Consider the following 25,744-nt stretch of genomic DNA (forward strand, 5'->3'; position numbering starts at 1 on the left):
TCCATGTCATCACGTCCTTTGACTATTGGGCTGGTCGCCGGGGAAACTTCCGGCGACATCCTTGGCGCAGGTTTGATCCGGGCGCTAAAAGAAAAGGTGCCCGGTGCGCGGTTTGTCGGTGTTGCTGGACCGCGTATGCAGGCCGAAGGCTGTGAAGCCTGGTACGAAATGGAAGAGTTGGCTGTTATGGGCATTGTTGAAGTGCTCGGACGCCTTCCTCGCCTGCTGAAAATTCGGCGGGATTTAACCCAGCGTTTCAGCGAGCTTCAGCCTGATGTTTTCGTGGGCATTGATGCCCCTGATTTCAATATCACGCTGGAGGGCAACCTCAAACAGCACGGTATCAATACCATTCACTATGTCAGCCCGTCCGTGTGGGCCTGGCGTCAAAAACGTGTTTTCAAAATAGGTAAAGCGACCAATTTGGTGCTTGCTTTCTTGCCTTTTGAAAAAGCGTTTTACGATCGTTTCAATGTCCCTTGTCGCTTTATCGGTCATACGATGGCTGATGCGATGCCGCTGCATCCTGATAAAATGACCGCCCGTGCGACGCTGGGTATTGCGCCCGATGCGCATTGTCTGGCACTACTGCCGGGCAGTCGTGGTGCAGAAGTTGAAATGCTTAGCGCGGATTTTCTCAATACGGCTGTGCTACTGCGTCAGCATTTTCCCGATCTGGAAATCGTTGTTCCTCTGGTGAACAGTAAGCGTCGCGAACAGTTCGAACGGATAAAAAGTAGCGTGGCACCCGATCTGCGTGTGCATCTGCTGGATGGGCAGGCGCGTGAAGCCATGATTGCCAGTGATGCGGCGCTATTGGCATCCGGTACGGCAGCGTTGGAGTGCATGCTGGCTAAATGCCCGATGGTTGTGGGTTATCGTATGAAGCCTTTTACCTTCTGGCTGGCGCAGCGCTTGGTCAAAACGCCGTGGGTGTCGCTGCCGAATTTGCTAGCTGGGCGTGAGCTGGTGACTGAATTGCTACAGACTGACTGTACCCCAGATAAGCTCGCCGCGGCGCTGCTGCCGCTGTTTGCCGATACAGATAAAATGGCTGAGTTACGCACGACATTTGTGGATTTGCATCAGCAAATTCGCTGTAACGCCGATGAGCAAGCGGCTCAGGCGGTACTGGAATTAGTTACTCCTCGTTAATAAAAACATGTTAATAAAACTATGAGCGAAATATTTATTTACCCGCAGGCGACCTGCATCGCTGGCGTTGATGAGGTGGGCCGTGGCCCTTTGGTTGGTGCGGTCGTGACGGCTGCGGTGATTCTTGACCCGACTAGGCCAATTGTCGGGTTGGCGGATTCCAAACAGCTGAGTGAAAAACGTCGGCTGTCGCTCTATGATGAAATCAAAGAGAAGGCGCTGGCGTGGAGCCTTGGCCGTGCGGAACCGGAAGAGATTGACCAACTGAATATTCTGCATGCTACCATGTTAGCTATGCAACGTGCGGTGGCTGCATTGGCTATTGTGCCGGATTTTGTTCTGATTGACGGCAACCGTTGTCCTGCACTACCGATGCCCGCGCAGGCGGTTGTTAAAGGGGATAGCCGCGTGGCAGAAATCAGCGCGGCCTCAATTATGGCGAAAGTGACTCGCGATCGTGAGATGGTCGAGTTGGATCAACGCTTCCCAGATTATGGTTTTGCCCAACACAAAGGCTATCCAACGGCTTTTCATCTGGAGAAGCTGGCTGCACTGGGTGCTACTGAGTTTCACCGTCGGAGCTTCGCGCCAGTTAAGCGTGTGTTAGGCCTGGCGTAAAACATCATCATTAACTCTCCGTGTTGTGATATCACTATTGCAACGCTGACTAATCGATAAATTCTGGGATCTGGAGATGGCCGAACCACGTTTTGTTCACCTGCGTGTTCACAGTGACTATTCCATGATCGATGGGCTGGCCAAAGTCGGTCCGCTGGTAAAAAAAACGGCGGCACTCGGTATGCCAGCGCTGGCGATTACCGATTTTACCAACCTGTGTGGGCTGGTTAAATTCTATGGCGGCGCGCATGGCGCAGGGGTCAAACCTATCATCGGTGCAGACTTCTATGTCGAAAGCGATGAATTAGGGGATGAGCTCGCGCATCTTACTGTGTTGGCCATGGATAATGAAGGCTACCAGAATCTCACGCTGCTGATTTCCCATGCTTATCAACGGGGTTATGGCGCTGCTGGGCCGACGATTGACCGTGATTGGCTCATTGAACATCAGGAAGGACTGATTCTCCTTTCTGGCGGTCGCCGGGGTGATGTTGGCCGATTTTTGCTGCGTGGTAATCAGGCGCAGGCCGAACAGTGTCTGGCATTCTATCAGGAGCACTTTCCTCAGCGTTACTACCTGGAATTGACCCGCACGTCCCGCCCCGATGAAGAAAGCTATATACACGCGGCCGTGGAGTTGGCAACCAAGTACGGGTTGCCCGTTGTGGCAACCAATGAAGTGTGCTTCATCAGCACTGATGATTTTGACGCTCACGAAATCCGCGTTGCCATTCACGATGGCTACACGCTTGACGATCCCAAACGCCCACGTCATTACAGCCCGCAGCAGTACATGCGCTCGGAAGAGGAAATGTGCGAGCTGTTTGCCGATATCCCAGAAGCGCTGGCGAACAGCGTCGAAATTGCCAAGCGCTGTAACGTAACGATCCGGTTGGGCGAATATTTTCTGCCGCAGTTCCCGACGGGTGAGATGAGCACCGCAGATTTTCTGGTTCAGTGCTCGAAAAAAGGACTGGAGGATCGTCTTGAATCCCTGTTCCCAGATCCAGAAGTGCGCGTCGCGCGTCGGCCAGAATATGATGAGCGTCTGGACATTGAACTGGGCGTCATCAACCAGATGGGGTTCCCCGGCTACTTCCTGATCGTCATGGAGTTTATTCAGTGGTCGAAGGATAACGATGTGCCTGTTGGCCCTGGGCGTGGTTCCGGTGCGGGCTCATTGGTAGCCTACTCGCTGAAAATCACCGATCTGGATCCGCTGGAGTTCGACCTGTTGTTCGAACGCTTCCTCAACCCTGAACGCGTCTCAATGCCTGACTTCGATGTCGATTTCTGTATGGAAAAACGCGACATGGTTATCGACCACGTTGCGGAGATGTACGGGCGTGACGCGGTATCACAGATTATCACCTTCGGTACGATGGCGGCAAAAGCGGTTATTCGTGACGTAGGGCGTGTGCTCGGGCACCCTTATGGGTTTGTCGATCGTATTTCAAAACTGGTGCCGCCCGATCCGGGCATGACGCTGGAAAAGGCGTTTGCGGCCGAACCGCAGTTGCCAGAAATTTATGAAGCCGATGAGGAAGTTAAGGCCCTCATCGATATGGCGCGCAAGCTCGAAGGCGTTACGCGTAACGCCGGGAAACATGCGGGTGGGGTGGTGATATCCCCCACCAAGATTACCGATTTCGCGCCACTGTATTGCGATTCGGAAGGGAACCACCCGGTTACCCAGTTTGATAAGAACGACGTGGAATACGCCGGGCTGGTGAAGTTCGACTTCCTTGGCCTGCGTACGTTGACGATTATCGACTGGGCTCTGGAGATGATCAACGCCCGTCGCGCGAAGCTAGGACAGGAACCGATTGATATCGCGACGATTCCGCTCGGCGATAAGAAAAGTTTCGACATGCTGCAACGTTCGGAAACCACCGCGGTATTCCAGCTTGAATCGCGTGGCATGAAAGATCTAATCAAGCGCCTGAAGCCCGACTGCTTTGAAGATATGATCGCTCTGGTGGCGTTGTTCCGCCCTGGTCCGCTGCAATCCGGCATGGTGGATAACTTCATCGACCGTAAGCATGGTCGTGAAGCAATTTCGTATCCTGATATTGAATGGCAGCACGAATCACTCAAGCCAGTGCTGGAGCCGACCTACGGTATTATCCTGTATCAGGAACAGGTCATGCAGATCGCTCAGGTTCTGGCGGGTTATACGCTGGGTGGTGCGGACATGCTGCGCCGTGCTATGGGGAAAAAGAACCCCGTTGAAATGGCGAAGCAGCGTGGTGGCTTTGAAGATGGTGCCAAATCTCGCGGCGTGAACGGCGAACTGGCGGTTAAGATTTTCGACCTGGTGGAAAAATTCGCTGGTTACGGCTTTAATAAATCTCACTCCGCTGCCTATGCACTGGTGTCTTACCAAACGCTGTGGTTGAAAGCGCACTATCCGGCTGAATTCATGGCGGCGGTGATGACGGCCGATATGGACAACACGGATAAAGTGGTGGGGCTGGTTGATGAATGCTGGAGGATGGGGTTAAAAATCCTGCCTCCAGACATCAATAGCGGCCTGTATCACTTTCACGTTAACGATGATGGAGAGATTGTTTACGGCATCGGTGCGATTAAAGGTGTCGGTGAAGGCCCGATTGAGGCGATTATCGAGGCGCGTAATCAGGGCGGCTATTTTAGAGAATTGTTTGACCTCTGCGCACGTACTGACATCAAAAAGCTGAACCGACGCGTGCTGGAAAAGCTGATTATGTCTGGGGCGTTTGACCGCCTGGGGCCGCATCGCGCCGCGCTGATGAACTCATTGGCTGATGCGCTGAAGGCCGCCGATCAGCATGCTAAAGCGGAAGCCATTGGTCAGGTGGATATGTTTGGCGTGTTGGCCGATGCGCCTGAGCAGGTTGAGCAATCCTACAGCACCGTGCCACCGTGGCCGGAGCAGGTCGTGTTGGATGGTGAACGGGAGACGCTGGGGCTGTACCTGACCGGCCACCCGATCACGCAATATATTAAGGAAATTGAACGCTATGCCGCTGGCGTACGTTTGAAAGATATGCACCCGACGGATCGGGGTAAAATGACCACTGCCGTTGGGCTGGTGTTGGCGGCTCGCGTCATGATCACCAAACGGGGCAACCGTATTGGTATCTGTACATTGGACGATCGTTCCGGTCGGCTTGAGATCATGCTGTTTACCGATGCATTGGAAAAATATCAGCATTTACTTGAGAAAGACCGTATCCTTATCGCCAGTGGACAGGTCAGCTTTGATGACTTCAGCGGCGGGCTTAAAATGACCGTCCGAGAGTTAATGGATATCAGTGAAGCGCGGGAAAAATACGCGCGCGGGCTTGCTATCTCGCTGACTGACAGGCAAATTGATGACCAGCTATTAAACCGTCTCCGTCAATCGTTGGAACCCCATCGATCGGGGACGATCCCAGTGCATCTCTATTACCAGCGTGAAGATGCGCGTGCCCGACTACGTTTCGGCGCAGCATGGCGTGTAACGCCTGCCGATGCGCTATTGAACGAGCTGCGTACATTAGTGGGTAATGAGCAGGTGGAACTGGAATTTGACTAATATAGGAATACTATGAGTCTGAATTTTCTTGATTTTGAGCAGCCGATTGCAGAGTTGGAAGCGAAAATTGACTCGCTGACCGCAGTCAGCCGTCAAGACGAAAAATTGGATATTAATCTGGACGAAGAAGTCCAGCGCCTGCGTGAGAAGAGCGTTGAATTGACGCGCAAAATCTTCGCCGATTTGGGTGCCTGGCAGGTTGCGCAATTAGCGCGCCATCCGCAACGTCCTTATACGCTTGATTATATTAAGCACATTTTTACCGATTTTGATGAGTTGGCTGGCGATCGCGCCTATGCCGATGACAAGGCCATTGTCGGCGGGATTGCCCGTTTGGATGGACGTCCGGTGATGATCATTGGTCATCAGAAAGGTCGTGAAACCAAAGAAAAGATTCGCCGTAATTTCGGCATGCCTGCTCCAGAAGGGTATCGCAAAGCGCTGCGCCTGATGGAAATGGCCGATCGTTTCAGGATGCCGATCATCACCTTTATCGATACGCCGGGTGCTTATCCGGGCGTAGGCGCAGAAGAACGCGGCCAGTCTGAAGCTATCGCGCGTAACCTGCGTGAAATGTCGACGCTGCGTGTGCCAATCATCTGTACCGTTATTGGTGAAGGTGGTTCCGGTGGGGCGTTGGCTATCGGCGTGGGCGACAAGGTTAACATGTTGCAGTACAGCACCTACTCGGTCATTTCACCGGAAGGCTGTGCGTCTATCCTGTGGAAGAGCGCGGACAAGGCGCCGTTGGCGGCTGAAGCTATGGGCATCATCGCGCCGCGTCTGAAAGAGCTGAAACTGATCGATACCGTGATTCCTGAACCGCTGGGTTCCGCGCACCGTAACGTTCCGGTAATGGCTGCGTCGCTGAAAGCGCAACTGTTGGCCGATCTACTCGATCTCGAAGGCCTGAGCGAAGAAGCGCTGCTGAACCGCCGCTATCAGCGCTTGATGAACTATGGTTATTGCTAATTCACAGTGGTTACTGCTGATGACGTGATTGTCTGATTGATTGCAGTATTATCAATCAGGCTATTCTGGCGTTACTTTGAAAATCCGTTGTCAGTAATGACAGCGGATTTTTTGCTATGAGGGTTGGAATAATGCTGAAATTGCTCGATGTACACCACATTGCAGTGATTGCCTCTGACTATGAACGCAGCAAGGCATTTTATTGTGACGTGTTGGGATTTACGTTGAACAATGAGGTCTATCGTGCGGCGCGGCAGTCATGGAAAGGGGACCTCTCGCTGAATGGGCGTTATACCATTGAGCTATTTTCTTTCCCTCATCCACCTGCGCGTGTCAGTCGGCCGGAGGCTTGCGGTTTACGCCATCTGGCTTTTGCTGTGGCTGATGTAGAGCAGGCGATTGCTTCACTGGCGCAGGCTAGCGTCATTTGTGAACCCGTAAGGATCGATCCTGAAACGCAGCAACGCTTCACGTTTTTCTCCGATCCTGATGGCCTGCCCTTAGAACTGTATGAGATCTGATACTGTGGACCGCACCGAACCTGACGATGAGTTACTCCAGACGATCGTGACGCAAACGGCCGGATGCGGGTCGATCTTGTTGGCCTATAGCGGTGGCTTGGACTCTAGCGTGCTATTGCATCTGTTGGTGACCGTGCGTCAGCGTTCTGGGCAGACTATTCGTGCGGCTTACATCCATCACGGCTTAAATCCGCTGGCGGATAGCTGGGCTGAACATTGTCGCCAGCAGTGTGAACGCTGGCAGGTGCCGTTTTCCTCGCTGGCAGTGACGGTTGAGGCGCAGAACGGCGGTATTGAAGCTGCAGCCAGAACCGCACGCTATCAGGCGTTGCAAGTGCACCTGAAAGAGGGCGAGACCCTGCTGACTGCGCAGCACCTTGATGACCAGAGCGAAACCTTTTTACTGGCGCTTAAACGCGGCAGCGGGCCTGCCGGATTGTCTGCGATGGCGGCTAACAGCTTCCTTGGCCATCATCGTTTAGTGCGTCCGCTATTAGGTTTTTCTCGTCTCCAACTGGAAGCTTACGCACAGCGGCACCAGCTTCGCTGGATTGAAGACGACAGCAATCAAGATGAACGCTTTGACCGCAATTTTTTACGCCGCCAGATCTTACCGCGATTGACTCAGCGTTGGCCGCATTTCCCCTCTGCCGTGGCGCGTAGCGCCGAGCTTTGTGCCGAACAGGAACAATTGCTCGATGAGTTACTGGAGGAATCATTGCGGACGCTACGCCAGCCGGATGGTGCGTTGAGCATTGACGGTCTGGTGCCGCTAAGCCCGGTGCGGCGTTTTGCGCTACTGCGGCGCTGGCTGGCACAGCAAGGGGCGACGATGCCCGCGCGCGATCAGTTGCAACGACTCTGGGATGAGGTTGCGGCGAGTCGACGGGATGCGGAACCTATATTGCAACTGAATCAGATGCAGATTCGCCGTTTTCGTCAGCATCTCTATCTACTGCCGCTGATGCCATCGCTCAAAGACCGCGTTCTGCCGTGGCAACCGACGTCATGCCCGTTATCTCTCCCTGACAACTTAGGTACGCTGTTGCTTGCTGATAGTGGGGTCGCGGTTCGCGCGCCGAAAAACGGTGAAACGGTAAGTATTCGCTTTTCGACCAGCGGAACCGTACATATTGTTGGCAGAGCACACGGGCGGCAAATCAAGAAACTCTGGCAGGAGCTGGGCGTTCCACCCTGGTGGCGCGACCGTACGCCGCTGCTTTTCTACAACGAGCAACTGATTGCGGCCGTGGGACGGTTCGTTACGCGAGAAGGGCAGGTGAGAGAACATCAGCCCTTATGGCACATCGTTTGGGAAAGAAACTAACGTTGGTAATAAAAACGGACAACCTGAGTTGTCCGTTTTGGAAGCATTTATTCAGCGTTTGCCGCTAAATGAAAGGAGAAGTCCATCAGGATTCGCTGACGACGACCTTCCCTATTTCGGGATGACTGAAACTGACGATGTGATCGAGGCGCAGTTCGCGCGTTGTACCGGAGGCTTCAATCACCAGATATTCGATCTGCTTACGTGAGATCATGTCACTGGCTTTTCCGGTCACAACTTCACCATTGCGTAGTTCCAGCGTCAGCGTCAGATTCTGCTGACAGGTGGCTTCCAGGCTGTCGTAATCATCACAGTTGATGGGTTGATATTCATTACTCATTGACATAATCACTCACCAATAAGTTAGCGGCGGCAAAAGCTGCCTGTTCCCTGACGGAGGATGGCAACGCCTCATTTGCGGCAATGCTATCCAGGGTTTTCAAAACACAACCCAGCGAATCGGGTATATAGCCCAGAGCGCCACCGGCGATCTCTGCGTATAAGCGACGTACTAATTCACAGTATTCTTGCACTATATTCTCCCTTGAAAGCTTAGCTCGGTAGATATTCATGCATCATCACTCGCTGTGGTGCGCGATGTTGTAAGCCTACGAAGATAAACTCTATTTATCAAACCGACTATAGCATAGGGATTAACAGGATATCAGTAGTCCTTAGAGGCCTAATCTATCGGTTACGTGGCAGATATCACCTTTACTGTGAGGATGGCGCTAACTCAAGTAAACTAGGGGGAATAAAGACGAGGTCACTGATGGCATTAAAAGCAACGGTTTACAAAGCAGCAATCAATATTGCCGATATGGATCGGAATTTTTTTCACGACGCGAATCTGACGATAGCGCAGCATCCGTCTGAAACTGAGCAGCGTATGATGCTGCGACTTTTAGCGTGGATTTGCCATGCTGATGAAAACCTGCGCTTTACCAAAGGGCTTAGCGCAGATGACGAGCCGGAAATCTGGCGACGTAATGATACGATGGAGCTGGAACTGTGGATTGAGCTAGGCCTGCCGGATGAAAAGCGGCTGAAGAAAGCCTGCAACCAGTCCCGTGCAGTTGTGCTGTACGCCTACAACGAGCGTGCGGCACAGGTTTGGTGGAGTGCCATATCGGGTAAAGTCTCCGGGTACAAGAATCTGACTATCCGCTTTTTAGATGATAATCAACTAGCTCAACTTGCCGGACTGGTTCAGCGCACCATGTCATTGCAGGCAACCATTCAGGAAGGCACGATCTGGTTGTCTGACGATAAGAATAGTCTTGAAATAGCATTTTCTGAGTGGAAAATTCCTCAGACTCAGGGATGATAACGAGTTGGGGTACGTTCCAGCGCATGGGTAAGAACGGGAAAACAGGACAGAGGGACAGAAAAATAATGATGAAAAAACTGGCTATCGGTGTGCTGTTGATAGCAGGGATTTCTGGGTTGATCGGGTGCCATACCCGCTCACAAGTTCAGGAAGAGCCCCTTAAACCAATGGCGCAAAGTTATCGTGGCGTTTTACCCTGTGCGGACTGCGGAGGGATTGATACGTCACTGTTTTTGGAAAAAGACGGGACATTTATTCTGCGTGAACAGTATCAAACGACGCGAGAAGGTAACAACACGTTCGCTTCCTATGGGCAATGGAGACGCACCGCGGATAAGCTGGTGTTGACGGACAGCGCGGGCGAAAAACGTTACTTCCGCCCAGTTGATGGCACCCTTGAAATGTTGGATCAACAAGGTTTGCCCATCAATTCATCTCTTCCTCGTCAGTTGACGGCAACCGAGCAGCCGCTGCCAAACACGCCGATGGTAATGAAGGGAATATACCGCTATATGGCGGACGTCGCGACCTTCTCTGACTGCGCGACAGGAAAAACCTTTGTGATGGATGACAGCGCGGAGTTGGAAAGACAATATTTTCGCGTGAGAGATCAAGCTGCTGAACCAGTATTACTTGTTCTAACTGCGCATTTTGCCATCATTCCGTCGATGGAAGAAGGGCAGATGGTGAAGGCCGTTGTCCCTAACGGCAGCGATAAAGCACGTATGAAGGCGCGAGCAAACTGCGATACACAGATAGACTGATTCAATGTTTAAAAGAAAAAGGCACTGATTTTCAGTGCCTTTTTGCTATTTATTAGCCCGCGCTGACTCGCGTTAGAGCATTTTCTTTAGCTGATACAACCAATCCAGCGCCTGACGTGGCGTAAGCGCATCAGGATCGATGGCTTCCAGCGCTTCAATCGCCGGTGACGGTTCATCAGTGTTCAGCAGCGCTAGCTGCGCGCCATCGATATGGCTGGATGATGCATTATTCGACAACGTTTCCAGCTCTTTCAGTTTCTGGCGTGCGCGTTTAATCACTTCTTTTGGTACTCCTGCCAATGCGGCAACGGCAAGCCCGTAACTTTTGCTGGCTGCGCCATCCTGCACGCTGTGCATAAAGGCGATGGTATCGCCGTGCTCGCGTGCATCTAAATGGACATTCACCACCCCTTCCATTTTTTCCGGCAGGGTGGTCAGCTCAAAGTAGTGCGTTGCAAACAGTGTCATCGCTTTGATGCGGTTTGCCAGACTTTCGGCGCAGGCCCATGCTAGCGACAAACCGTCATAGGTTGAGGTGCCGCGGCCGATTTCGTCCATTAGCACCAGACTGTTTTCCGTGGCGTTGTGCAGGATGTTCGCCGTTTCGGTCATTTCTACCATGAAGGTGGATCGACCAGATGCCAGATCGTCTGCTGCACCCACGCGGGTGAAAATACGATCGACCGGACCAATGACCGCCTGATCCGCTGGCACAAAGCAGCCGATATGCGCCATCAGCACAATCAGCGCTGCCTGACGCATATAGGTACTTTTACCGCCCATGTTGGGGCCGGTAATGATCAGCATACGACGCTGTGGTGACAGTGACAGAGGGTTCGAGATAAACGGCTCACGAAGTACCTGTTCGACGACCGGGTGACGACCACCTGCGATTTTGATGCCGGGTTTGTCACTCAGCGTCGGACAGACGTAATTCAGCGTATCGGCGCGTTCCGCCAGATTCGTCAGGACATCCAACTCGGCCAGTGCTGCCGCACTTTGCTGGAGTTCCGCTAAATGAGGTAACAGTAGGTCGAAAAGCTCATCGTAGAGTGCTTTTTCCAGCGCCAGCGCTTTGCCCTTCGAGGTCAGAACCTTGTCTTCGTATTCTTTCAGCTCGGGAATGATATAGCGCTCGGCATTTTTCAGCGTCTGGCGGCGTACATAGTGGATCGGCACCAGATGGCTCTGGCCTCGACTCACCTGAATGTAATAGCCGTGCACACCATTGAACCCGACTTTCAGCGTATCAAGCCCCAGTTTTTCACGTTCACGAATTTCCAGACGGTCCAGATAATCGCTGGCACCGTCAGCCAGTGCTCGCCACTCATCCAGTTCCGTATGGTAACCCGGCGCGATAACGCCGCCGTCGCGTACAAGGACTGGCGGTGCTTCGACAACGGCGCGTTCCAGCAAATCGCGTAGTTCATCAAATTGCCCAATAAGGCTGACCAAACGGCGAACGGAATCAGTATCCAGCGGCGCAAGCTGTTCGCGGATATCGGGAAACTGCTGGAAAGCATGGCGCATTCGAGCCAGATCGCGCGGACGTGCCGTGCGCAACGCGAGGCGCGCCAGAATACGCTCCAGATCGCCGACCTGCCGCAGGTAGGGCTGCAGATCCGGTGTGATTTCCTGCAATGCGCTGATAGCCTGCTGACGCTGCTTAAGCGCATCAATATCGCGGCTAGGCATGTGAATCCAGCGCTTCAGCATCCGGCTGCCCATCGCTGTTACGGTGCAGTCCAGTACGGCAGCCAGCGTATTTTCTACGCCGCCTGACAGGTTTTGCGTCAGTTCAAGGTTACGGCGAGTTGCCGCATCCATGATGATGCCATCCTGTTGGCGCTCCATTGTAATGCCACGAATATGCGGCAGCGAGGTGCGCTGTGTGTCTTTCGCGTATTGCAGCAAACATCCGGCGGCTCGCAGCGCGAGCTTTGCCTGTTCTACGCCAAAACCGGTCAGATCGCGGGTACCAAATTGCAGGTTAAGCTGCTGGCGTGCGGTATCGGGTTCAAATTCCCACATCGGACGACGACGGAGCCCATGACGATTGTCGATCAACTCCATGGACTCAAAGGATTCTGGGTAGAGTAACTCTGCTGGATTGGTGCGCTGTAATTCGGCCGCCATGGTTTCCCGATCGGCGGGTTCACTTACGCGAAAGCGTCCAGAGCTGATGTCTAGTGTGGCGTAACCGAATCCCCGACCGTCCTGCCAGATTGCTGCCAGCAGGTTATCCTGCTTTTCCTGCAATAGCGCTTCGTCGCTGATGGTTCCTGGCGTGACGATACGCACGACTTTACGTTCCACTGGCCCTTTGCTGGTGGCGGGATCGCCGATCTGTTCACAGATCGCGACGGATTCGCCCATTTGCACCAGTCTGGCAAGGTAGTTTTCAACGGCATGGTGAGGAACGCCCGCCATCGGGATCGGTTCCCCTGCGGAAGCGCCGCGTTTCGTCAGCGAAATATCCAGCAGTTGAGAAGCCCGCTTGGCATCGTCAAAGAACAGCTCGTAAAAATCGCCCATACGGTAAAACAGCAGGATTTCCGGATGTTCAGCCTTTAACCTAAAATACTGCTGCATCATCGGAGTGTGGGCAGTGAAATCCTTGTCGGTAGAATCTTTCATATTGATTTTACTCAGTCTTAACGCTTTGGTTCATTCAGATGATGGCGTAGGGTCGATGTTAAATCTTGCCAATGGCTCGTCACCTGAGCATTGAAATGGAATGCCAGAAGTATACTGACTGGCAGATGAAAAACATCACCTGCGAGTGCGCTATCTTAACATTGATGGCAGTGATTTGGCGTCAGACGACGTTACCAGACTGAGACAGGGATGCGTATGCGATTTTTCCTCTATTGCTCAGGCGCGCGATGCGGCTCGCAAGTTTGCCCCGAATCCTTAAGTCAATGAAGTGAAGATCGAATGCGGTCTGAGGCTATCACTATTGTTAAGCTGATAATAGGTGGGATTTTTGCCCAACGTCGCGATCATTCATAAGGTAAGATTGACACAGAAAAGTAAGGTATCAGCCTCGATAACGGGTTCAAAGCGCTTGCTCGTCAGGAATTGAGAAAGCAGGGGATTGAGCCGAAGGGGCGAAAGTTAGCTGATTAGCAGAACAGATAAGCAAGGGAATGGATGATGGTTCTCAATGTTCTTTAACGTCAAGGATGCGAGATATGGACAATTACCTAAATAGAAATAGTGTTAATAATCAATATTTTTTGGCTATGGCTCAGGCAGCCTCGTTTGATCTAATAAAGACAGCCAGAATTGTTTCCGCTCGTCATATTAACGATCTCTTTCTTAAAGCAAAATTTGAAGACGAAATTCGACGTTTTTCTAATGGAAATCTGGACATCGTTAGAAATGCCAGTAGCTCATCGGAATGTCAGGTTGCTATTAATAATATCAAGGAAGAATGTGCCAATATTGAAAAACAAGGAACAATGCTTTCTCTTGAAAAAGCCAAGGTATTTATTACCATCAGCATGGAGAAAAGAGATAAGGAATTTGGTTATACAATAAATGCAATCGGTGTAATTGTTGGTGGTGCCCAGTTTGTTTCTGGAGTTGGAATCGCTTATGCCGCGACTGGTTATTTAGGTCGATTTATTGGGGCACATATCGCTCTAAATGGAGCAAGTTCACTTAGTGAGAGTATTTTTCATCTTATTGGGCGTGAGGATTCAGTAGGATTTATGAAGTCTGGCTATGTACGTACAGCAGAATTTTTGGGGTTTGATAAAAGATCAGGCTTGTTGGCTTATCATTCAGTCGATCTTGTCACTTCATTCTATGGTATCGTCAAATTAACGCTGAAACCTGATGCCTGGAGGCTTTTTCGATATATTCCCAGCGATTATTATAGAAAAATAAATACGATGAGCAGAGCATCGCTGATGTTGAAGATGATCGGGGCTGGAAATAAGATACGAATAATGTCTGATATATATAAAGATGACTCTCTTTAAGATAATAGGCTGGATCAGCCCATCTTACCCTTTCTCTTTAGGTAGGAATATGACTTATATGCCAATTTCATTGGCCCTATGTGATAAACTAAAAAAAGAGAAAGCATCATGACAAAAAAGTAAACAAAGAATTCAATTAAATCAGCTCGTGTGTTAAAAATAAAATTAATGGTAAATGCAGCTATTATAACAACAAACAAAAAGCACCCGTTATAAAACCGTGTTCGTAATGTATGAATCAATCTCTGTAGCGTCTCTTCACTATCCTCACCACGAGAGATTATCTTTCTCATGAAGTTAATATCATTCTGTGTGAAACCATTCGCTAAGAGTTCCTTTTCTGTCTCTTGGTCATTCATGGTTTTTTCTCCTGGTTTTTATTATATTTTATAGGGTGTAGCAATATTTGAACACTATCACCCATCAATTATGTATTAGTAAGTCGAATCAGTCCATAAGAGGAAAGAACTGGTTCTTGCTACCACATGCTCCCATTCGATTGATGCAAATTTAAACGAAATGCTTTCCTGTGGCTGGGTTTCATTATGTGTTAATGAGTTAGGATAGAAAAACTGAATGTCATTGATAATGGCGTCTCTTAGCACCATTTTAAAATAGAGTTCGTTGCCACCGGATTGGGACGTTCTGTAAAACAGAAATTCACAGGTTAGTTTTTCGTTATCACCTAATGCCTGTGCCAGAAGAGGCGTTGCCTTATCTATCGGTTTTCTGATTTCCACAGGGTTGAGGGAAACATTATCCTGCCGAGTTATTCTATTCATTAACTCATAAACAAAAATCTCATCTTCATGGGAAGTCTGATATTTATTGCCAATCGAGTCTGCACTTGAACAGCCCGCAGAGATAAGACCTTGCGTTACGCCAGTGAGTTTTAGATAGATCAAATTTGCCATTATTTATTCCTTAATATTATCCATAATCCTGCCCCATAAATCCTTTTTCCTTATGGGAGGGTAATTTCTGCATTTTTTGGTAAATGAGTCAATAGCCGTTACCGCGCATTGCGCGAGGCGGTTCGCACGTTTCTTGCAGCATCATAGGTAGAAACTAGACTGATTATTCTGTCACTCATTCGGAAGAAAGGAATCTGGATATGGCATTTGATGATTTACGCGGTTTTTTAAACGCACTTGATGAAAATGGCCAACTGTTGCATATCGATGAGGAAGTTCAGGCTGAGCCAGATTTGGCCGCTGCGGCCAATGCAACGGGACGTATTGGGGAAGGGGCACCCGCGCTATCTTTTACGAATATTAAAGGATTTGTTGATGCACATGTCGTTATGAATACGATAGGTTCATGGCCGAATCATGCCATCTCTATGGGATTACCGGGAAATACACCGGTAAAACAGCAAATTGATGAGTTCATTCGCCGATGGGATAACTTCCCAGTTGCGCCGGAACGACGCGAGAACCCGCCGTGGGCAGAAAATGCATTGGAGGGGGATGGCATCAATCTTTTCGCTCTCCTGCCATTGTTCCGTTTAAACGACGGTGATGGCGGTTTCTACCTGGATAAGGCCTGCGTTGTTTCACGCGATCCCGACGATCCCGAGCATTTCGGTAAGCAAAATGTCGGTATTTACCGGATGGAAGTCAAGGGCAAACGTAAGCTGGGCCTGCAACCGGTGCCGATGCACGATATTGCCATGCATCTCCGGAAGGCAGAAGAGCGCGGCGAGGATTTGCCCATTGCTATTACCCTCGGTAACGATCCCATTATTACGCTAATGGGGGCAACGCCGCTGAAATATGATCAATCGGAATATGAAATGGCGGGTGCGCTGCGTGAAAGTCCGTACCCTATATCTACTGCACCGCTCACCGGTTTTGATGTTCCCTGGGGCTCCGAAGTTATTCTGGAAGGCGTGATTGAAAGCCGTAAGCGCGAAATTGAAGGGCCGTTTGGTGAATTCACTGGGCATTATTCTGGTGGCCGTAGTATGCCCGTGGTGAGAATTGATAAAGTGTCCTATCGCTCTAAACTGATTTTTGAATCTCTGTACCTTGGTATGCCTTGGACCGAGGTCGATTATCTGATTGGCCCCGCAACCTGCGTGCCGCTCTATCAGCAATTAAAAGCGGAGTTCCCAGAGGTTCAGGCAGTTAACGCGATGTATACCCACGGATTGCTGGCGATTATCTCCACCAAAAAACGATATGGAGGGTTTGCTCGTGCAGTAGGGTTGCGTGCCATGACTACACCACACGGACTGGGATATGTGAAAATGGTTATCATGGTTGATGAGGATGTTGATCCCTTTAACCTTCCCCAGGTCATGTGGGCACTGTCTGCCAAAGTGAACCCGGCTGGCGATCTGGTTCAACTGCCGAATATGCCTGTGCTGGCGTTGGATCCGAGCTCAAGCCCAGCAGGTATCACCGACAAACTGATCATTGATGCTACAACGCCCGTCGCGCCGGATATCCGTGGTCACTACAGCCAATCCGTGAAGGATTTGCCTGAAGCCAAAGTCTGGGTTGAAAAACTGTCTGCCATGCTGGCGAATCGATAACTAAGGAGTGATAAATGGTGTGTCCACGTTGTGCCGATGAGCAGATCGAAGTGATGGCGACATCGCCAGTGAAAGGCGTCTGGACGGTATATCAGTGCCAGTGCTGTTTGTATACCTGGCGTGATACCGAACCGCTGCGCCGTATTAGCCGCGAGCATTACCCTGAAGCTTTTCGTATTACGCAGAAAGATATAGCGGCGGCGCTTGAGTTTCCCGCTATTCCGCCCTTGTTGACGAAATAGGTGGTGTTGAATTAATCATCTCAATCGTGGTTATTTTTGAACGCGATGCGCCGTGTTTCAGGGTACCTCGCGTTTATTCTTTATTCTGCGCTTGCTTCAATATCCTGGACTTTTCGCCAGCTAGTCAGATTTTTCAGCCGCTGTGAATAGCGTTGAATATTGGGGAAACGTTCAGCAGGAACGAGTCGTTCCACGACGGTATTAATAACGAAACCCAGCATAATATCCGCGCCGGTTAAGGTATCACCCACAATAAATTCTCTCGAAGCCAGCGTGTCGTCTAAAAATGAAAAGACTTTATCGAATTCGTTGTCAGCGTAACCCTCAAGGAAATTCAGTGTGGTTCCGGTATTCTTTTCAAATTCGCCAAAAATCTTCAATAAAACCGGCAGCATCGCGGAGCTTTCTGCAAAGTGTATCCATTGAAGATAATCAATATATTCGGCTGCGTTTGCATCTGGCGCTAAGTGTCTCGCATGGCGATTGATCAGGTATTCAACGATCGCACCAGATTCTGCGATGACTTTTCCATCCTCTTCAATCAACGGTGATTTACCTAAAGGATGTATCGCTTTCAGTGATGCGGGTGCCAGATGCGTTTTTTCATCTCGCTGATATCTGACAAGCTCATAAGGTATCCCGGCTTCTTCAAGCAACCAGAGGATACGAACAGACCGTGAATCATTAAGATGGTGTAATTTTAATCCCATATTACGTTTCCTTAAATTCTGATGGTTTGAGCTAATCGTCATGATGTTGCCCCACGACGTGTATTGATTCCATGTAGTACACGTAGAGTAGCGATTCCGTTGGCTTTCGGCTAACAAGGTTATTTTCGTAGAGGCATAAATATTTTTATGAGGTTGCTGCGTTCATCTTGATGGATAAGAACATGATCCGCGCTCACTTCACCACACACATTGGTTGACCTGATACCGGCTCTGCATGGATCTCCGCATCGATGCTGAACACTCGTTGCAGTAATTCCGGTTTCATCACTTCGTGCGGTGAACCCTGCGCTATCACGCGCCCATCCGCCAACATCACCAGATGATCGCAGTAGCGGCTGGCCTGATTCAGATCGTGCAGGACGGTTACCACCGTTTTTCCAGCCTGGTTCAGTTCGCGCAGTAGCTTCATCAGTTCCACTTGATGATTGATATCGAGGTAAGTCGTCGGTTCGTCGAGCAGTACAACGGGGGTATCCTGCGCCAGCAGCATTGCCAGAAACGCCCGCTGCCGCTGTCCGCCGGACAAATCGGTTAGCCGTTTGTCGGCCAGCTCGACGATGTGCGTTTTCTCCATCGCGAACTGCACGCGCTGGATATCGTCTTGTGATAACCGCCCCCACAGCGATAGCCAGGGGCTGCGTCCGTAGGCCACCATATCACGTACGGTAATCCCTTCCGGCGTCAAATGCTGCTGTGGTAACAGCGCCAGATGACGTGAAAGCTGGCGAGCAGAGAACGCAGATAGCGGCTTGCCATTGAGCTGAATAGCACCGGATTCTGGAGTGAGCAGCTTGGCGAAGCACTTCAGTAGCGTTGACTTTCCACAGCCGTTGGGGCCGAGCAGGGCGGTAATTTTTCCCGCAGGCAGCGACAGCGACAGGCCGTCAAGAATACGTTTATCGCCATAACCTGCCGTCAGGTTTTGTGTGGTGAGTTCCATTTATCGCATTCTCACGAGAAGCCAAAAAAACCAAGGCGCACCGATAATCGCGGTTAGCACCCCGGCGGGTAATTCCATTGGTGGGTTCAGCGTACGCGCCAGCAGATCGGCAAGTAGCAGTACCAACGCACCAGCAACGGCTGAAGCAGGAAGAAGCCAGTGGTGTCGTCCTCCCACCAGATAGCGGATCAGATGCGGCACGACAAGGCTGATAAACCCGATGGGCCCGCAGACGGCCACGCTAGTCGCGGCGAGCGCTACTGCCAGCGTCAATCCCCAGAACTGAATACGCCCAATATTGACACCCAGCGTACTGGCACGGTCGTCGCCTAGTGCCAATAAATCCAGATCGCGGCAAAAGCGCAGGCTGATCGGAATCAGTACGCAGAGGACGGGTAGCGCGACCATGACGAATGACCAGTCGCGTCCCCATAGGCTCCCTGTTAGCCACAGCAGCGCGTTGTTGACATCCTGCGGGCGGGAGAGGATCAGATAATCGGTGAGGCTTGCCCAGGTAGCAGACAGCGCAACGCCGATGAGCGCCAGCCGCATGGGTGATGATGTTCCCGCGATAAGTCGCAGAAGTAGCAGCCCGGCGATGCCGCCGATGAACGCTAGGACCGGCAACCAGATCACCGGCAGTGAAGGCACCAGCATTAGCGCGCTGACAGTTGCCAGGCTTGCCGCGTGATTTACGCCGAGAATATCCGGCGAGGCTAGCGGGTTACGTACGATCCCCTGAACCAACACGCCGGAAATTGCCAGCGCTGCACCGACGAACAGCGCCAGTAGCACGCGGGGCAAGCGATACTGCGTCAGTACGTAATGATGTTCGTTGGCGTTGTACCAACCGCTCATCAACGCCGACCACGGTAGCGGAATTGCTCCCATGCGCAGCGCCAGAACGCTAGTGGCGAGTAACAGCAGCGTAATCGAGATAAATACAGTGACGGGGCGCATTATCCTCGTTTCCTTGCCAGCCAGACAAAACAGGGGGCACCGATCAGTGCCAGTACCGCGCCGGCAGGCAGTTCGCCCGGCCAGGCGAGCGCACGGGCAAGCAGATCGGCCAGTAGCATAAATGCCGCGCCCATCAGCATACTCATGGGCAGCATTTTTCGCTGGTCGTACCCGATCCAGAAACGTGCCAGATGCGGTATTAACAGACCGATAAACGCCACCGGACCGGCTACGCTCACGCAGGCACCGACTAATACCAGCACTGCCAGATTCAAGACAAGGCGTAGGCGACCCAAGTTGACGCCCAGCGTATGGGCGCTTACGTCACCAATATTCAGTAAATTAAGCTGGTTTGCCATTAGCAGGACAACGGGGATGACGATGATGACAAAGGGGAAGAGTTGCCAGAATTCCACCCAGCGTGCGTGCGATACGCCACCCGCCAGCCAGTAAAAAATGCCATAGGCGTGATCTTCCGCCAGCAGCAGCGTGATGCGGGTTAAGGCCATGCACAGGGCAGAAAGCGCGACACCTGCCAGAATCAGGCGATTACGATCGAGCGTTTGTCGCCAGCCGCCGCCCGCTGCCATCACCATCAGCCAACACAGGCCACCGCCGCAGGCGGCAACAAAGGCGATGGGATAGCCGGAAAGCGAAGATGTGAACGCGCTGGTCAGTGCCATCGCTAGCGCCGCACCGCTGTTGATGCCGAGCAGAGAAGGAGAAGCCAGAGGATTATGGGTCAGGGTTTGAAGCAGAGCGCCGGACAGCGCCAGGCTGGCGCCGATCAGTACAGCAACCAGACTACGAGGCAGGCGCAGGTTGAGCACCAGCGCCTCCGGTAGCGAAGACGGCGATCCCGTAATCAGCGCTTTGAGGGCACTCAGTGCAGGAATGGGGATCGCGGAATAACAGAATAGGCTGAGCCAGAACACGCCCAGCAGCACTGTTATCGGTAATCCCCAACGCCAGAACGGATGGGAATTTTGCCTCATTGCTCGCTGCTGATGCTAACGGGCTGATGTTTAAAAATCTTCACCGTATCGCTGCCGACGCGTTCCGCTGCAAAGATGCCGCGCATCCGCGCCCAGGCGTTACTGTCGACGGCGGCAATCTGCTGTTTTTGCTGTGCTTCCAGCATGTTCCAGAGCGTATCCTGCTGCCAGCGTTTCACAATACTTTCTTCGCGATAGTGCGTCACAATCAGCCACTGTGGATTAATCGCCAGCAGCTGTTCCAAATTGATGGAGGCCATCGGGGCATTATTGATGGGTTTCGGCACGCTCAGACCCAGAGCAGCCAACACGCTGCCGGTGTAGGCCTCGCTGGAATACAGGTTAAACTGCTGTTCGCGCGAGGTGCCGAAAGCGACGCTCGTGCCTTTGGGAAGCTGGTCTGCGTAGGCTTTCATGGTCGCGCGATGCTTAGCAAGACGAGCCTGCATCGCACTGTCTTTCCCTAATACCTTGCCGATGATTTCCGCCGAATGCAGGTTTTCATCATAGGTTTCGTTGCGTGATTTCAGCAGCAGTACCGGAGCGATAGCCTTCAGTGCCGTATAAATACCGCTGTGGCGACTGCTGTCGGCGATAATCAAATCAGGCTTCAGCGCGCTGATGGCTTCGAGGCTCGGCTGCGCACGCGTTCCCACTGAGTGCCACGGTTTTAGGTGTTCACGGACTTCTGCCAGGATCCGGTCTGGATCGTTGTCATCGGCGATGCCGACTGGGCTGACGTCTATCGCGGCCAGTGCATCGGCAAAAGAGAGTTCCAGCACCACAATGCGCTGAGGCGGCGTGTCGAGCGTAAAGGAACCCTGTTCATCCTGCACCGTTACTGCATTGGCGCGACCCAGTCCGAACAGACAAAGCATTGTAATCAGTGCAACGCGAAGTAGAGCAAACATAGCGTAACTCCTAATAGTCGTGATCATTCAATAGTCAGGCCGGGCATCTGCCCGGCGAGAGATAGCGTGACAGTCAGAATTTCAGCGAGCCCTGCATATAGAAGGTGCGGGGTTGGCCAGCATAAATCCCTTTGTTGTTGTCATCGCTGTTCGAACGCGTGTAGTAATCGTGGTCGAACAGGTTTTTCACACCAAAGGCCAGATTGAGGTCAGAGAACTGCGGGCCGAAGTCGTAGGCGGCACGAGCGCCCCACAGCATAAAGCCAGGGATACGTCCGGCGCTGCCATCGGCGCTTTCGGCAACGGTGTTGGTATTATTGGCAAACTGGCTGGACTGGAACTCACTGTTCAGGTTGAACGTCCAGTTGCCCGGTTGGTAATCGACGCCGAATCCACCCCGGTGTTTTGAAGAGAAGGGCACTTGATTGCCGTAGGTATCGCCTGCTTCGAGAATTTCAGCATTCACATAGGCGTAGCGCGCATAAACTGATACCGCTTCTAAACGGGGTGACAGGTCGGCGAGGTGATAGCGAGCCTGTGTTTCTAGCCCCGAATGGCGGGTTTTCCCTCGGGTGGTGACGGTATCGTTGGTCTGGTTGGAGTCATACTGGTTATTAAAGTTGACCAGAAAGACGCCCATTTCTGCCGTTAGCGCACCATCGTCGTAGCGGGTGCCGGCTTCCCAGGTACGCGCTTTTTCTGGCTCCACTTTGCCGCTTTTAGCAGCCTTGCCAATTCGGCTGTACTGTACGGTGCCGAATGATCCTTCGGTGTTTGCATAAAGATTCCAACTGTCGTTGACGTGATAGAGGACGTTCAAGGCAGGCAGCGGTGCGTTGTAGCTGACCGCTTCACCTGTGCTTTTCAGCGTATTGTCCTGATGGGATTTGATGTGCTCGAAGCGCATACCCGGCGTAATTGTCCAGTTGCCAATATCAACGCGATCGTCGATGTACCAGGCGTGCGCTTCTGTCCCCGCGCGGGTTTCGCGGTCGATGGGACTATTGGTACTCGGCAGCGTCTTGCTGGCGGTACTGGTGAAATAACGCACTTCGTGGGTGGATTCGCTGACATAGCGATAACCTACGCCCACTTCATGAGCGGAGGAACCGAGAGTAAAACTCTGGCTGTAGCGGGGTTCAATGCCGCGCACCCAATATTCGCGTGGAGACAGGGTAAGGATCGCGTTTTGTTCCAGATAGCCGCTGCGCAGCGTGCGCGTGTAGAAGCTCTGAATGTTGAATTTATGCTGCTGATCTGGCTGGTATTGATAGCCAAAACTGGCAAGCTGACGACGTCCCCAGAAGCGATCGTACGAACGTGTTGACTGCCAGCGGTCAGCATTATAATCGGCACGCGATAGCCCGCCCGGCATATCGGCGCTGCCATCATAATATTGCAGAAGGCTGTTAAAGGTGTGCACTTCGTTTGGCGCGTAGCGGCTTTTCAGCATGACGTCGTCAATACGCGTCGCGCTATGTTCGCGCCAGTCGCTGCCGCGCGTGCCGGAGTAAAGCAATGCCGAACCAAAACCGTTATCGACCGTGCCGCCAACCAACAGGTTGTGAGTTTCTTTCGGATTGTGCTGTGAAGACGTCGGGCTATGTTGGCCTTCTACGCCAGCGCTAATGCCAAACGCTTTCGGGATCGCGCGGGTGACAAAGTTTACGACGCCACCGACACTCTGTGGCCCGTAACGTACTGCGCCGCCGCCGCGTACTACGTCAACAGCATCCATATTGCCAAGAGAAATGGGGGCGAGGGAAAGCTGCGGCTGACCGTAGGGAGCAAAAGGTACCGGAATGCCGTCCATCAGAACGGTGGAGCGACTGGCCAGACGCGGACTCAGACCGCGGATACCAAAGTTCATGGCCAGATCGTGGCTACCCGTACCGTTATTTTCCGGCGCATAAACACCCGGTATACGGTTTAAGACGTCGCGCATGGTGGTGGCACCGGTCTTGGCGAAGTCCTCACGACGGATCACATCACGCGCGCCAGCATGTTCGAAAACGTCATTCTCACGTGCTTCACCCAGCCAGTCGCCGACGACTGTCAGCGTCTCTTCGGCTAACACAGGGATCGGTTCCAGCGTCCAGGCGTTATCGCCCAGCGCTTTCACTTGCAAACCGCTACCCGCAAGCAGGGCTTTCAGGCCACCCTCTACGGTGTAATCACCGTGCAGGCCGCTACTGCGCTTTCCCTGTGTCAGGCTGGCATCCACCGACAGCGTAATTCCGCTGCGCACAGCATAGTGGTTAAGTGCCTTGTCTAAATCGTCAGCAGCAATATCGTAGCGTGCGGTGGCGGGCGCAGTGGCTGCGTAGGCCATCCCTGTCGTGATATCGACTGTCGACAGCAGGCTGAGCTGTATCGCTATAGCTAAAGGTGTTGCTTTACGAATGGCGCGTAAGGGCGTCATAACCTCTCCATCATCATTTTTTTGTATTCATATCCGTCATACTTCAAGTTGCATGTGCGTTGGCTACGTTCAGTCACCCGAATCACTTACTTGTGTAAGCTCATCGGGATTCCTTCTCTTGCCGCCTGCCTGAAACTCGAATTATTTAGGCTATATACCTAAGTCGAACGAGAGGGAGAAAAAGGACAATCAAGAATGATAATTTTTTTCGTTATCGTTTAGTTTGCGGGAGGATATTGACCCAGTAGCGCGTAATATACTGAATTTTAACGGGTAGTGTTTTCTCAATGACCTGTAATACCGTATCGGTATTCTTCAGCGGGAAGGTGCCGCTTAAGCGTAGCGTAGCGACCTCTGGGCTACAGCGCAGTACGCCGTGACGGTAACGCGAGAGGGTCGCCATCACGTCTCCGAGCGGTTTATTACTGAAGCTGAGGATACCCTGCGTCCAGTTGCTGTCTTCTTCCTCTGCGGATTGGGTTTCACCCAGTTCCCGCACGCTGAAGCGCAGGCTTTCGCCCTGACGCACGATGCGCTCTTGTGTCGGATCGTCTGCCAGTACGACTTTCACCGCGTGCTGTTGCACGCTCAGCAAAGTGCTACCTTCTTCCTGACGTACCGTAAACTCGGTGCCCAGCGCGGTCAGTTGCCCCTGCCGTGTCTGCACATAGAAAGGGCGGTTGTTGGCATCCTGCCCGGTGGTCATCGCGATTTCACCATACCAGAGATGAATGCGCCGCTGCTGTGGATCGAAACGGACATCGACGGCGCTGTTGGTGTTAAGCGAGAGCAATGTCCCGTCTTCCAGACGCTGCTGGTGAATCGCGCCTTTAGCCGTGGTGTAGTCTGCTCGCAGGCCCGTTCCGGTATCGGAACGCCAAAGTTGCCAACTGCCGCCCACGCCTAACAGCAGCAGCATGCCTTTCATCACGCGGCGACGGGTTAGCTGGGTATCCTGAAGCGCGCGGTGTGCGACGTTACCCGGCACGACATTCATCTGACTGCGCAGGCTTTCTACCTGTAACCAGGCCCATTGGTGGTCCCGATTTTGTTCATACCAGCGCTGCCATTTCTCGGTTTGCTGTGGGCTCACACGTTCGTCGCTGAGCACCGCATACCAATGCGAGGCAGAGCGCAGCGCCTGACGTTGAGACTCTGTCAGCGGAAGACTCACAGTCCGTGCTCCAGACGAAATAGCAGGCAATGCTCTGTGGCTTTGGCAACGTACTTTTTGACTGAACTGATGGAGACATTCAGCCGCGTGGCGATCTCAGCGTAGGCCATGCCGTCAAGCTGAGAAAGCAGAAACGCCTGTCGCGCTTTGTGGTTCAGACCATCGAGCATGAGATCGACCTGCTGGAGCGTCTCAAGCTGCTGTTGCTGGATCTCTGGGGAGGGCGCAAGCGCTTCCGGCAACTGCGCCAGCCTATCCAGATAGGCTTTTTCCAGCGCATTGCGGCGAAACAGATCGACCATCACGCGTTTGGCAACGGTACACAGGAAAGATTTGGGGTCGCGGATTGTGGTTAGCGACTCGCCGTTCATCACACGCAGGAAGGTGTCCTGAGCAATGTCATCGGCATCAAAAGAAGATTGGAGCTTGCCTGTCAGCCAGTGCTTCAGCCAGCCGTGATGCGAACCATAGAGTGATTCAAACGTCAGTTCGGCAGAAGTGGTAGCGTGGTCAGACATCATGGTCAGAAGCAGAAAAGTGTATCGGCGGTCAATAATAGAGCGCTATGTTAATATGATAATGGTTCTCATTACAA

Annotated in this window: 24 protein-coding genes; 11 read left to right on the forward strand and 13 right to left on the reverse strand. The window is 52.2% G+C overall.

Annotation, left to right across the window (positions count from 1 at the left end):
• Positions 1 to 3 precede the first annotated feature (3 nt).
• From lpxB to tilS, 6 genes are all read left to right on the forward strand, one after another.
• On the forward strand, positions 4 to 1,155 hold the full coding sequence (gene lpxB / locus DCX48_18935; protein QXE16401.1) for a lipid-A-disaccharide synthase: 1,152 nt from the start codon (positions 4 to 6) through the stop codon (positions 1,153 to 1,155).
• Between the two features lie 21 nt (positions 1,156 to 1,176).
• On the forward strand, positions 1,177 to 1,773 hold the full coding sequence (locus tag DCX48_18940) for a ribonuclease HII (protein QXE16402.1): 597 nt from the start codon (positions 1,177 to 1,179) through the stop codon (positions 1,771 to 1,773).
• A 76-nt stretch (positions 1,774 to 1,849) separates the two neighbouring features.
• Positions 1,850 to 5,332, forward strand: coding sequence for a DNA polymerase III subunit alpha (locus DCX48_18945; protein ID QXE16403.1), 3,483 nt, complete (start codon positions 1,850 to 1,852; stop codon positions 5,330 to 5,332).
• Between the two features lie 12 nt (positions 5,333 to 5,344).
• The gene (gene accA, locus DCX48_18950; protein ID QXE16404.1) at positions 5,345 to 6,304 is read left to right on the forward strand and encodes an acetyl-CoA carboxylase carboxyl transferase subunit alpha; all 960 of its coding nucleotides are present in this window, start codon (positions 5,345 to 5,347) and stop codon (positions 6,302 to 6,304) included.
• 131 nt (positions 6,305 to 6,435) lie between these two features.
• A complete protein-coding gene (locus DCX48_18955) occupies positions 6,436 to 6,825 on the forward strand; it encodes a VOC family protein (protein QXE16405.1) in 390 nt (129 codons plus the stop codon).
• Positions 6,815 to 8,152, forward strand: a complete 1,338-nt coding sequence (tilS, locus tag DCX48_18960) for a tRNA lysidine(34) synthetase TilS (protein QXE16406.1) — start codon at positions 6,815 to 6,817, stop codon at positions 8,150 to 8,152. The genes DCX48_18955 and tilS overlap by 11 nt, the downstream gene beginning before the upstream one ends.
• An 85-nt stretch (positions 8,153 to 8,237) precedes the next feature.
• On the opposite strand, the gene rof is transcribed toward tilS, so the two are convergent.
• Positions 8,238 to 8,498 (reverse strand): Rho-binding antiterminator, encoded by a 261-nt coding sequence (gene rof, locus DCX48_18965; protein QXE16407.1) that lies wholly within the window; start codon positions 8,496 to 8,498, stop codon positions 8,238 to 8,240.
• Complete coding sequence (locus DCX48_18970) at positions 8,485 to 8,685, reverse strand: YaeP family protein (protein QXE17309.1); 201 nt, start codon at positions 8,683 to 8,685, stop codon at positions 8,485 to 8,487. Before DCX48_18970 ends, rof begins: the two co-directional genes overlap by 14 nt.
• Positions 8,686 to 8,924: 239 nt before the next feature.
• Here DCX48_18970 and DCX48_18975 point away from each other — a divergent pair, with 239 nt between their 5' ends.
• Positions 8,925 to 9,479 carry a YaeQ family protein gene (locus DCX48_18975; protein ID QXE16408.1) on the forward strand — a complete coding sequence of 185 codons (555 nt, stop codon included), beginning with the start codon at positions 8,925 to 8,927 and terminating at the stop codon, positions 9,477 to 9,479.
• A gap of 68 nt (positions 9,480 to 9,547) precedes the next feature.
• Positions 9,548 to 10,246 carry an envelope stress response activation lipoprotein NlpE gene (nlpE, locus tag DCX48_18980; GenBank protein ID QXE16409.1) on the forward strand — a complete coding sequence of 233 codons (699 nt, stop codon included), beginning with the start codon at positions 9,548 to 9,550 and terminating at the stop codon, positions 10,244 to 10,246.
• Between the two features lie 72 nt (positions 10,247 to 10,318).
• Here the strand turns inward: nlpE and mutS are convergent, their stop codons facing one another.
• Positions 10,319 to 12,841, reverse strand: coding sequence for a DNA mismatch repair protein MutS (gene mutS / locus DCX48_18985; GenBank protein ID QXE17310.1), 2,523 nt, complete (start codon positions 12,839 to 12,841; stop codon positions 10,319 to 10,321).
• 599 nt (positions 12,842 to 13,440) lie between these two features.
• Between mutS and DCX48_18990 the strand changes: the two genes are divergently transcribed.
• Positions 13,441 to 14,235: a DUF4225 domain-containing protein gene (locus tag DCX48_18990; protein ID QXE16410.1), complete on the forward strand. Its 795-nt coding sequence runs from the start codon at positions 13,441 to 13,443 to the stop codon at positions 14,233 to 14,235.
• A 14-nt stretch (positions 14,236 to 14,249) separates the two neighbouring features.
• On the opposite strand, the gene DCX48_18995 is transcribed toward DCX48_18990, so the two are convergent.
• Together DCX48_18995 and DCX48_19000 are read right to left on the reverse strand one after the other, a co-directional pair.
• Positions 14,250 to 14,594 (reverse strand): hypothetical protein, encoded by a 345-nt coding sequence (locus tag DCX48_18995; protein QXE16411.1) that lies wholly within the window; start codon positions 14,592 to 14,594, stop codon positions 14,250 to 14,252.
• 75 nt (positions 14,595 to 14,669) lie between these two features.
• Complete coding sequence (locus DCX48_19000) at positions 14,670 to 15,149, reverse strand: Hcp family type VI secretion system effector (protein QXE16412.1); 480 nt, start codon at positions 15,147 to 15,149, stop codon at positions 14,670 to 14,672.
• Between the two features lie 200 nt (positions 15,150 to 15,349).
• Between DCX48_19000 and DCX48_19005 the strand changes: the two genes are divergently transcribed.
• Entirely contained in the window at positions 15,350 to 16,774 is a 1,425-nt protein-coding gene (locus DCX48_19005) for a UbiD family decarboxylase (GenBank protein QXE16413.1), read from the forward strand.
• Positions 16,775 to 16,788: 14 nt separating this feature from the next.
• On the forward strand, positions 16,789 to 17,016 hold the full coding sequence (locus DCX48_19010; protein QXE16414.1) for a hypothetical protein: 228 nt from the start codon (positions 16,789 to 16,791) through the stop codon (positions 17,014 to 17,016).
• An 80-nt stretch (positions 17,017 to 17,096) separates the two neighbouring features.
• Here DCX48_19010 and DCX48_19015 read toward each other — a convergent pair whose 3' ends face one another.
• The 8 genes from DCX48_19015 to DCX48_19050 form a co-directional block, all read right to left on the reverse strand.
• Positions 17,097 to 17,726 (reverse strand): glutathione S-transferase, encoded by a 630-nt coding sequence (locus tag DCX48_19015; protein QXE16415.1) that lies wholly within the window; start codon positions 17,724 to 17,726, stop codon positions 17,097 to 17,099.
• Between the two features lie 193 nt (positions 17,727 to 17,919).
• Positions 17,920 to 18,687 carry a Fe(3+) dicitrate ABC transporter ATP-binding protein FecE gene (locus tag DCX48_19020; GenBank protein QXE16416.1) on the reverse strand — a complete coding sequence of 256 codons (768 nt, stop codon included), beginning with the start codon at positions 18,685 to 18,687 and terminating at the stop codon, positions 17,920 to 17,922.
• Positions 18,688 to 19,647: a Fe(3+) dicitrate ABC transporter permease subunit FecD gene (fecD, locus tag DCX48_19025; protein QXE16417.1), complete on the reverse strand. Its 960-nt coding sequence runs from the start codon at positions 19,645 to 19,647 to the stop codon at positions 18,688 to 18,690.
• Positions 19,647 to 20,642: an iron-dicitrate ABC transporter permease FecC gene (gene fecC / locus DCX48_19030; GenBank protein ID QXE16418.1), complete on the reverse strand. Its 996-nt coding sequence runs from the start codon at positions 20,640 to 20,642 to the stop codon at positions 19,647 to 19,649. The genes fecD and fecC overlap by 1 nt, the downstream gene beginning before the upstream one ends.
• Positions 20,639 to 21,553: a Fe(3+)-dicitrate ABC transporter substrate-binding protein FecB gene (locus DCX48_19035; protein QXE16419.1), complete on the reverse strand. Its 915-nt coding sequence runs from the start codon at positions 21,551 to 21,553 to the stop codon at positions 20,639 to 20,641. The genes fecC and DCX48_19035 overlap by 4 nt, the downstream gene beginning before the upstream one ends.
• A 73-nt stretch (positions 21,554 to 21,626) precedes the next feature.
• The gene (locus tag DCX48_19040; GenBank protein QXE16420.1) at positions 21,627 to 23,975 is read right to left on the reverse strand and encodes a TonB-dependent receptor family protein; all 2,349 of its coding nucleotides are present in this window, start codon (positions 23,973 to 23,975) and stop codon (positions 21,627 to 21,629) included.
• Positions 23,976 to 24,186: 211 nt separating this feature from the next.
• Positions 24,187 to 25,149 (reverse strand): fec operon regulator FecR, encoded by a 963-nt coding sequence (gene fecR / locus DCX48_19045; GenBank protein QXE16421.1) that lies wholly within the window; start codon positions 25,147 to 25,149, stop codon positions 24,187 to 24,189.
• Entirely contained in the window at positions 25,146 to 25,667 is a 522-nt protein-coding gene (locus DCX48_19050; protein ID QXE17311.1) for a sigma-70 family RNA polymerase sigma factor, read from the reverse strand. The genes fecR and DCX48_19050 overlap by 4 nt, the downstream gene beginning before the upstream one ends.
• Positions 25,668 to 25,744 lie beyond the last annotated feature (77 nt).

Source organism: Pectobacterium atrosepticum (assembly GCA_019056595.1).
Taxonomy (GTDB): Bacteria; Pseudomonadota; Gammaproteobacteria; order Enterobacterales; family Enterobacteriaceae; genus Pectobacterium; species Pectobacterium atrosepticum.